Origin of the sequence: Chitinophaga sp. (assembly GCF_035538455.1) — a bacterium.
In the GTDB taxonomy this organism is placed as follows: Bacteria; Bacteroidota; Bacteroidia; order Chitinophagales; family Chitinophagaceae; genus Chitinophaga.
In genome coordinates this window covers 1-9110 of record NZ_DATLKJ010000225.1, presented here as the reverse complement: position 1 = coordinate 9110, position 9110 = coordinate 1, and the positions used below count along the sequence as shown (strand labels likewise).

The following is a 9110-nucleotide window of genomic DNA, read 5'->3' as shown; positions in this document are numbered from 1 at the left end:
GGCGGGGTTTTGAGCGTAGCCTCGTAGAGCAGGAGATAGCCGAGCAGCGGCAGTGGAAGATTATCATAGATGGTAAGATCGCTTGTGTATTTGTGACCACTTTTAATGATCCTGTAATATGGAGGGAAAAAGATAGCGACCCCGCTGTGTACCTGCACCGGATAGCGACCAACCGCGCGTTCCGCGGACAACATTTTGTAAAACAAATTGTGACCTGGACCAAAGCCTTTGCTGCGCAACACAACAAGCTGTATATCCGAATGGATACCGGCGCCGGCAACGATAAGCTGAACAACTATTATGTAAGCTGCGGCTTTAATTACCTGGGTATTTCGGTACGTGAGAACAGCGAAGGACTGCCGGCGCATTATCAGCAGGGAGCTTCCAGTCTGTTCGAAATCAATATGGACCCCAACAGCCTGGAGTATCTGCCGCCCAACTTGCCCGAGCCTGTTGATGATGGCGCTTGCAATCACCTACCGGGGATGCAGCTGCCGGATCTGTGGTTATCCGCCACCAATGGCGAGCAGGTGGCGCTGCGGCAACTCCCTGGCCGTTTTGTGATCTACTGTTATCCTATGACGGGCGCTCCTGAGATAAAGCTACCTGACGGCTGGGATGCTATTCCCGGCGCCCGTGGATGTACACCGCAGGCTTGTTCTTTCCGGAACCATTACGAGGAACTGCGCCAGCTCAATACAGGTGTATGGGGAATGAGCACGCAGTTGCCGGAAGTGCAGAAGAAGGAGAAAGCCCGTATCCACCTGCCTTTTGAGCTGCTGAGTGATCAGCAGCTGCAATTTATACAGGCACTGCGGTTACCCACACATGAGGTGGATGGCATGACGTTATTCCGTCGTGTGACGTTGATTGTGGAAGACGGTGTGATCGTAAAACATTTCTATCCGGTATTCCCGCCAGACAAGAATGCTGATGAAGTACTGGCATGGCTGCTACAGTCGGGCCGATGACGGGTATTCGTTTACCCGTTTACGTGATAAAACGTTACAGATTTCCGTTCGGGTACTTCGTTAATATTTCCTTAGCCCGCAGCTGGCCTGCTTTCATCCATGCCTGCATTTGCAGCTTGTTAAAATTAAGGCCGGTGGGGTATTGGGTATCCAGTTCTTCGTCGGGGGCGATATAGAAGACTTTTATTGGCACCGGAGCTATTTTACGGTAGTTGCGCAGTACTTCAAGATCATTTTCCCGTACTTCCTGAATAAAAATGGTAATGGCCCTCAGCGCCACATCCAGTAGTTGGGTGTAATGGGTATCAATTTCGGCCTGATTGTCGGGGTTGTTGCTGAGGATAAATATCTGGTGTGCGGCGGTGGCTGAAAGATTGCTGATGACTGCCCTGGTGGGGATGACTTCCCGGTTGCCACCGTCCACGTATTGTTTGCCGTTCAGTTCTACCGGGATCATAAATGCGGCCTGGTTGCTGCTGGCCAGCATTGCTTTCACGAGCATCTCGCGGCTGTTGATTACTATATTATCATAGTGCATATCCTGTTTCAGGGTCTTATTGGAAAATACTGTCAGCCGGCCGCTTTGCAGGCATACTGAATTGAGGCATAGCACTGTGTCGGCGAGCATAATGCGTTTGTAGGCATCGTCGTCTATCTGTTGGCGGATCTGGGCTTCCAACGGAGCTGTATCATACAGGTAGGGTTTGCCGTTACTGAGATTATCGATTACATTTTGTGTGTTCAGTACATCTGCATTGGAGTTGTTGAGATAGATGTCTATCACTTCGGGTACTTTGCCGGAAGCCACCATTGCGGCTATCAGTGCACCGGTGCTGGTGCCGCTGATCAGGTCGAAGGAACTGACGGTGTTGGTGATAAGCAGTTGCCGCAGCGCGCCCACGCTGAAGGCGCCTTTAGCGCCGCCGCCGCTGGTGATTAATATATTCATTTTGCTTTTTTAAATGATTGATGAAATAATACTACGCCTACTGCAAATCCCGGTTTGGCCGACTTCAGCTCATTGTTTACCGCTACATTGATCCCGAATGGCCCCAGTTGGAGTTCTGCGCCTATGGCCACCTGGTTGTAATGCACAAAGCTGGTGTTATATTCGGCGAATACGCTGAGATTGCCGACACCTACCGGCAGCTTCCTGGGCGTAATGTCTTTAATGCGATAGGCTACCCTTGTACTAAGCGTACTATAAATGGTATTGTTACGCAGTATGAAGGCTGGCCCCATCAGTATACGAAAATGCCCGCCACAGGTATTGCCTGGTGCAAAAGTGTAGGTAATGTAACCGCGCACGATGCCGAGATAAGCTACTTCATTACTGAAAATATTGGCTGCTCCCTGGCTCAGTTCAAACCGCCGCCCAAAGCCGCCGCAGAATTCAGATGACGGGAACTGCGGATTATTGATACGTTCCCGGTTTATGTACAGCAACCATTTGAAAACATTGTTAGCCTCTGCATCATCCAGCGCATCGGAGAAGCAGGTGCTGGTCAGGCTATCTTCAATAAATGTGGCGGCCTGTCTGGCTGTAACCGTAAAAGCGGTATACAGATTAGGATCGTCTGCCTTTAGTTTATCCAATATGCGCTGATTGGCGCTGTCCTGGCGTTGACAGGGGCCAACTTTTTTGCTGTAGTAGTTCATACTGGCAGCCAGTGAGATGGCCCGCTGCCTGCATGCCACATCATCGCAGCATTTTACCTGGGCGTGCAGGGAGAAATGTAGTAAAAGGAACAATGGTAAGATGAGATAAGGTTTCATTGATTTTGTTCTTTGATTTTTTAATCTTTGAAGATAACAGTGAAGACTGTGATTGATTGTGACTTGTTTGAATCTGGCTTTTCTCTTTTGTTTTTTCGGGGTTGAAATGAAGATAGTAAATATTGATCTGATCCTGGTCTATTTGTTTCAAAATTCTTCTGCTAAAGAAACCAAATAAAACCACGGTCAAGGTTTAGCTGTCAGGATTTAGTGATAAAAAACTGACGGCTAAACCCTTGTAGTGCTAACCTCCATGTATAAGCGAACACCCCTGTATCGAAACCGGACATATGGTAATTAACCTAATATTTTTCCGATTGATAAATATATCTCTTGAATTCTGGCATTTTTCTTAGTTTGTTACGGCAGACAAAATTCTTATGATTAAGAACTATTTTAAGGTTGCCTGGCGCAATCTGCTGCACAACAAAGGATACAGTGCCATCAATATTTTCGGGCTTGCCATTGGAATGACTGTAGCGATGCTGATTGCATTGTGGGTAGTGAATGAATATTCCTACGACAGGTTTTTACCGGGTCATGATAAGGCTTACCAGGTAAGGCGCAACTTCAACAGCAATGGGGATACTTTGAACTTTGCCACTACTTCCCTGAAGCTGGCAGAGGTATTGCGTAATGACATCCCCGAAATAGAATATGTATCGGAAGCTACCTGGAATGGTGCGCATGGCCTGCTGGCGGGCGATCGTAAGATCATTGCCAATGGTATGATGGTGCAACATGATTTTCTGCGCATCTTTCCTTTCCCAACGCTGGAGGGAAAGGCAGCCAACTTACTGGACGAAACGAATTCTATTATACTCACCAGGTCACTTGCTGAGACATTGTTTGGTAAAGAACCTGCCGTTGGGAGAACCGTGCGGTTGGACAACCGGCATGACCTGCGGGTGGCGGGTGTTCTAAAGGACCTACCGGCAGCTTCCTCTTTCAGCTTCAAATACCTGATCCCTTTCAGTTTTTATGAATCTATCAACAGTGAGGTGAAGAAGAACCAGAGAGCGAGCTTCGGGTTCAATGCCTACCAGCAGTTCGTTAAACTGAAAGACGACGCCAGTTTTGAGAAAGTGTCTGCCAAGATCCGGGATATAGAGAAAATAGAGAAGGACAATGTGAATGCGAAGAATTCACTGGTGGTATTACAGCCGCTGGACCGCTGGCATCTGTACAGCCGCTATGAGAACGGCAAAGACAGCAGCGGGATGATTGACTATGTAAGAATATTTGGCGGAGTGGGCATTCTGGTGCTGGTGATTGCCTGTATCAATTTTGTGAATCTAAGTACGGCAAGGTCGGAGAAGCGCGCGAAGGAAGTAGGTATCCGGAAGGCGATTGGTTCCCTGCGTCCTCAGCTGATTGTGCAATTCCTGGCAGAGTCGGTGATGATCGCATTTATAGCATTGCTGTTTGCCTTGATAATGGTGCAATTGTTTCTGCCTTCGTTCAATAAGCTGACGGGGGGGCGTCTTACTATGCCCTTTGCCAGTATGCTGTTCTGGCTGCTGACATTGGGAGGTACGTTGCTTACCGGTTTACTGGCGGGCAGTAAGCCTGCGTTTTATATTTCTTCTTTCAACCCGGTGAAAACATTGAAGGGCGCTTTGCAATCCGGCCGCTCAGCAGCGTTCTCGCGGAAGCTGCTGGTGATTGTGCAGTTCAGTTGTTCCGTTGTGCTTATTATCAGCACGATGGTTATCTACAGGCAGATGCAGCATGCCCGTAACAGGCCTGTGGGTTTCAATCCCAACAACCTGCTCATGACCAACATGAATGAGGACCTGCGACGGAGTTATCCTGCGATCAGAAACGAACTGGTACAAAGCGGCCTGGTAGAGCAGGTATCTGTTGCTTCCAGTCCTGCTACAGACATATACTCACACATGGACATCGACTTCTGGCCAGGCAAACTGCCGGGAGAAACGGTGGAGATGGGGATTGTGACAGTGGCTAATGACTATTTTGAAACGATGGGCGTACAGCTGATAGCGGGCCGTAACTTCTCGCAGGATGCTGCCAGTGATTCTTTCAATGTGATCCTCAATGAAGCGGCGGTGAAGCGAATGCGGTTAGAGGACCCGCTGAACCAGGTGCTACGCAATGATGGGATACAGTACCGGATCATCGGTGTTGTGAAGAATGCTATGATGGCATCCCCTTTTGCGGCGATGGAGCCGGTAACATTCACCCATAGTAGTCATGAGGATGGAAGTATCATGTTGTGCCGGCTGGCGCCGACTACGAACCTGTATGCAACGGTGGAGGCTATACGAAAGATATTTGAGAAACATAACCCTGCTTTCCCTTTTGACTACCATTTTGCGGATGATGCCTACAATGCTAAGTTTCACCAGGAGGTACTGACGGGCAGGTTATCCGGCATCTTTGCCGTGCTGGCAGTACTGATCTCCTGCCTGGGGTTGTTTGGCCTGGCGGCCTTCACGGCGCAGCGGCGCACGAAGGAGATAGGCGTGCGTAAAGTACTGGGAGCATCTGTATCTCAGATATGGCTGATGTTATCCAAAGATTTTATTTTCATGGTGATCATTAGTTGTCTGCTTGCATCGCCACTGGCATTTTATTTCCTGCAACACTGGTTGCAGCAATATGATTACCGGATCACGCTGGGAGCAGATGTATTTATATTGTCGGCCGTGATAGCGCTGGTTATCACGTTGGCGACGGTTAGCTTTCAGGCCATCAGGGCGGCTCTTGCCAACCCGGTGGGGAGTTTGAAAGCGGAGTAGGCAGCTTTGCGTATATTTACGCCGGAAAAGCGAATCCGGGGTTATGGAACTGACAAGAGAATCAACAACGTATCAGGCTGCTGCATCGGTAGCCACTATTATAGAGGAGCATTTTGTAAAACACCTTGCTGCGGCAAAGGAGGAGGGGGCTGAGAACCTTGCTACTGCGCCTTCTGCCAGAATGGTGGAGAAGATGATAGACGTGGCTTTTTGGGCCAGCCTGGGCAGGGAAGAGGGCAATGCCACACGTATGTCGCTGGCATTTGTGAGCCCGGAGCAGGCGGGTAAGCCGCTGTTATTTGAAGAACCGTTTCCCCTCAGCCCCAAAGTGCTGACCAAGCTGGCGCCCGGTGTGGAAAGGCCAGGCGTACACGTGGGGGTGTGGCACGATGGGGAGCAGTTGTATATCTGGGGTACTACCATCAAGTTACCTAACTTTTGCTTTGTCCTGGACGTCTCCGAGCCGGGGCTATTGGTGGTGAAGCACCGCCGCATACTGGGCCTTGGCAAATTCACCAATATTGCCATGATGAAAGGAGACCAGGTAAGGATTGTGGACGAAAACAGCGGTATGTCGCCCTGCAGCCCGGCGATCCTTAAGTCATTGCTGGGGCTTGAATCTTCTGCCTTATGGAATAATCCTGAAAACATACTCATACAGATTGCTGTTTCCATGCGGGCACACCGCCGTGGCGGCATATTGCTGGTGGTGCCATCAGACGCTACTAACTGGAAGGAGTCTATCGTGCAGCCATTGCAATATCCCATCTCACCAGCTTTCTCCGGCATTGCGGACCTGATCCGGCAGGACAGTGGCAGCGTCAGTGAGATCTACTGGCAGAATGCATTGAAGCGGGAGGTTGACAATATCTCCGGTCTGACTGCTGTTGATGGTGCGACCGTCATCAATGAACAGCATGAGCTGCTGGCTTTTGGCGCGAAGATCATGCGTGCAGGCAGCTCGTCGCCGGTGGAAAAAGTGCTGATGATGGAGCCGGTGATGGGAGGGAAGCCGTCTTATGTGCATCCGTCTGTTATTGGTGGTACGCGGCATTTATCGGCCGCCCAGTTTGTGCATGACCAGAACGATGCGATTGCATTGGTAGCGTCGCAGGATGGTTACTTCACCATCTTCTCCTGGTCGGATATGAAGCAGATGGTACAAGGGCACCGGGTGGATATTCTCTTGTTATAACAGCATGGTATTTATGGAAAGCGTTCTTCGCAGCAGCTATATTTCAGATCTTATTAATGCCCTTACACCACTGGCGCCCAACCGGCATCAGGTAGATGTGGGTGGCCTGCCGGCGCCGGTAAGCGGCGGCATCATTCTTCCACAACAGTCTGCCGACAAGGTACTGCTGATCTATTACCCTGTAGACCCTACGCCAGGGATGCCTGGATATTTTAAATATACTTTTGAAGCCTTCCTGTTGTTTGTGGCCGGTGATCAGCTGCATATCAGGTATCTGCTCTCAGATACTGAGTATGATGCTGTGAAACAAATGAACGCAGCAACGGATATCAATACCTTGCCAACTGCGGAGAAGATCACTGTCAAAGAGCACCTGGAAACGGCTGTATATGCCCTGATGGAATCGCTGGAGCTGAAACTGCCTTCCGGTGTGCGTGTGCCGTTGCTATTGCAGAAAAGGAAATCTTCCGGTGATGACCTCTCAGACATGGGACAGCTCTTCACATTACTGGGCAGAGGCATCTATACGAAGCAGAAAGACATCAATGAAATAGCGGAGGCCTTGTACATGGCCTGGTCTTCACCTACTTCTTTTATTACTTTCTATCCTGATTTTTTTGAAGAGGGAGACCTGATGGAGATAGATGAAGAGGAAGATTATGCGCTGTTTAAGCATGTGCTGCTGACTTTCATTCCTGCAGTTTATTGCGGTAACCAATTTAGCCCCGGAGAGCTGGAATTGCACATTGCAGCGCTTACCGGAGAAGTGTTTGAATTGGACCTTCCGGAGGAGGAAACTGTGCAGCAGGCGTTGTTTGAAGCGGTGCAGCAGCAGCTGGCAGAAACGGGACTGGAGCTTCTGGGTCTTGACACCGGTGAGGACCATTATTGTTTCATGCTCGTCAAGAAGAAAGACACAGATAAAGTGTTGTCTCTCGCTGCAAAATTCCGTCTGCCATTATATTTACCCGAATAACGCATCGTCCGCCTTCATCTTCAACAAAACATAAGTGTCAGGAAAATTTTAAAAATTTCAACCACTGCTGACATAGGGTTGTCACTCCCCCCGTTTTACTTTGTCTCAGGATAATAAAACATACCGCTATGTCTATTTCAATCATTGCATCACTCCTGAAAGAGATGGAGAAGGAAGCCGTTACTACTCGTAAGATGCTGGAGCGTGTACCTGAAGATAAATACAACTGGAAGCCTCATCAGAAAAGTATGACAATACTGCGGCTGGCTACACATATCGCAGAGCTGCCGGGTTGGGTAACGCTCACACTGACTACTCCGGAGCTGGATTTCGCCAAATATGATTACAAGCCTGAACCATTGAATGATAATAAGGAGCTGCTGGCTTATTTCGAAAGATCATTAGCAGACGGCCGCCAGCACCTGGAACAGGCAAATGAAGCGCAGCTGGAGGAGAATTGGACGCTTCGCGATGGTGATGCGATCTTTCAGACTACCTCCAGAGCAGAAATGATCAGAATAACATATAGCCAGATTGTGCATCACAGGGCACAGCTGGGGGTGTACCTGCGTTTGCTGGATATTCCGATACCGGGAAGTTATGGTCCCAGCGCGGATGAAAACTAGTATTCATTTATAGTTCACATAATCGGGTAGATATCACCGGATGCAACAGGCAGGCGGAAAAAGAACGGGCCTCTTTTCTTATCGCTTGTTGTGCCTGGTGATATTTTTTATTGTGCGGCGCAGTATCTGGTGAAGCAGTCGAGGATGTAATCCCAGCCTTCAGGAGCGTCCATGGCTTCTCTGTATGCACCGGCTTCTCTTCCGTGTCTGTCAAAATACCTGTGGCCGAAATCTATTTTTGTCTGATGTGTTCCATCAGCAAAAAAGTGCAGGAATACTTCGCTGGCTTTTTCCGGATCCGGTTCTGGTGCCCGCTTAGGATTGATCTGCCAAAGGAAGGCGATGCTGCTACCTTCTTTGATGTGCACCACACGGCCCCAGTCGCACCGGAATTCATACGGTCCCGTTTCTGTACATAGCCCGTTCACTGCGGGATGTATGCGTATGTTTAATACTTTTTCTCCTGACCATGTGTAGGTCTTGGGCCACCATTCATTGATCTCATACACAAACTTTGCGTATGCTATCGCGACTGGTGCGCTGATGTGCAGGTGCCTGGTGATGTTGGATATTTCCATATTCCGTGGGATTTAAGGCTTACAGAAAGTTATCACAAAATATTACTGGAGAAAAATTTTGCAGAAAAGAATAAATTTATATCTTTGCGCTCCCTTACAGAAAGGGAATGATTCCGTAGCTCAGTTGGTAGAGCAATACACTTTTAATGTATGGGCCCTGGGTTCGAGTCCCAGCGGGATCACCACCAAGAGTAAAAATAGAAACTCTTAAGTAATTAAAGCCTTG

The 9110-nt window shown here is 48.9% G+C and carries 8 protein-coding genes and 1 tRNA gene; 6 read left to right on the top strand and 3 right to left on the bottom strand.

Features of this window, described 5'->3' with window-relative positions:
- On the top strand, positions 1–971 hold a 971-nt coding region (locus tag VM802_RS26635), incomplete at its 5' end, for a GNAT family N-acetyltransferase (RefSeq protein WP_325536468.1).
- A 34-nt stretch (positions 972–1005) separates the two neighbouring features.
- On the opposite strand, the gene VM802_RS26630 is transcribed toward VM802_RS26635, so the two are convergent.
- Positions 1006–1920, bottom strand: a complete 915-nt coding sequence (locus VM802_RS26630; protein WP_325536466.1) for a patatin-like phospholipase family protein — start codon at positions 1918–1920, stop codon at positions 1006–1008.
- The gene (locus VM802_RS26625; protein WP_325536464.1) at positions 1917–2747 is read right to left on the bottom strand and encodes a hypothetical protein; all 831 of its coding nucleotides are present in this window, start codon (positions 2745–2747) and stop codon (positions 1917–1919) included. The genes VM802_RS26630 and VM802_RS26625 overlap by 4 nt, the downstream gene beginning before the upstream one ends.
- A 380-nt stretch (positions 2748–3127) precedes the next feature.
- Between VM802_RS26625 and VM802_RS26620 the strand changes: the two genes are divergently transcribed.
- From VM802_RS26620 to VM802_RS26605, 4 genes are all read left to right on the top strand, one after another.
- Positions 3128–5509: an ABC transporter permease gene (locus VM802_RS26620; RefSeq protein ID WP_325536462.1), complete on the top strand. Its 2382-nt coding sequence runs from the start codon at positions 3128–3130 to the stop codon at positions 5507–5509.
- Between the two features lie 43 nt (positions 5510–5552).
- The gene (locus VM802_RS26615; protein ID WP_325536460.1) at positions 5553–6704 is read left to right on the top strand and encodes a putative sensor domain DACNV-containing protein; all 1152 of its coding nucleotides are present in this window, start codon (positions 5553–5555) and stop codon (positions 6702–6704) included.
- 13 nt (positions 6705–6717) lie between these two features.
- Positions 6718–7680 (top strand): DUF6630 family protein, encoded by a 963-nt coding sequence (locus tag VM802_RS26610; protein ID WP_325536458.1) that lies wholly within the window; start codon positions 6718–6720, stop codon positions 7678–7680.
- Between the two features lie 128 nt (positions 7681–7808).
- Positions 7809–8306 carry a DinB family protein gene (locus VM802_RS26605; RefSeq protein WP_325536456.1) on the top strand — a complete coding sequence of 166 codons (498 nt, stop codon included), beginning with the start codon at positions 7809–7811 and terminating at the stop codon, positions 8304–8306.
- Positions 8307–8413: 107 nt separating this feature from the next.
- Here VM802_RS26605 and VM802_RS26600 read toward each other — a convergent pair whose 3' ends face one another.
- Positions 8414–8884 (bottom strand): SRPBCC family protein, encoded by a 471-nt coding sequence (locus tag VM802_RS26600; protein WP_325536454.1) that lies wholly within the window; start codon positions 8882–8884, stop codon positions 8414–8416.
- A 109-nt stretch (positions 8885–8993) separates the two neighbouring features.
- Here VM802_RS26600 and VM802_RS26595 point away from each other — a divergent pair.
- Positions 8994–9069 (top strand) — tRNA-Lys (locus VM802_RS26595).
- The last annotated feature ends 41 nt before the right edge of the window (positions 9070–9110 follow it).